The sequence below is a fragment of the Carboxylicivirga litoralis genome, assembly GCF_025499605.1.
GTDB lineage: Bacteria > Bacteroidota > Bacteroidia > Bacteroidales > Marinilabiliaceae > Carboxylicivirga > Carboxylicivirga litoralis.
On the sequence record NZ_JAFMVC010000143.1, the window covers coordinates 1 to 368 of the forward strand.

At 29.3% G+C, this 368-nt stretch carries 1 protein-coding gene; it reads left to right on the top strand.

Annotated elements, in window-relative coordinates; translation table 11 throughout:
- A partial coding sequence (locus J1N10_RS21510; RefSeq protein ID WP_262328702.1) for a TlpA family protein disulfide reductase occupies positions 1-368 on the top strand: 368 nt, incomplete at both ends.

The window sequence follows — 368 nt, forward strand, 5'->3', positions numbered from 1 at the left end:
TCACAAATACCGACAGAATCAAGTATTAAATATGATCCAGGAAGTAAAAAGCTAGAATCTTTTGATGTAGTTGATCTAAACAACGAATTGAAATCTATAGAATTAAAAAAAGGTAAATTCTTCTTGTTAGACTCATCTATTCCTGCATGCAAAGGCTGTTTAAAAGGAATTCCTGAATTGGTAAAGTTAAGTAACCAAAATAGAGATAAATTAGATGTAATCATACTATGGAGCGGTGCAGGTAATTATGAAAACTGGAAAACCTATTTAAAATTTATCGAATTAAATGAATCACCAATTCCAATGGTGCTGGATACAAAAAATATAATTAATCAGACCTTTGAAATAAATGTATTCCCGACATATAT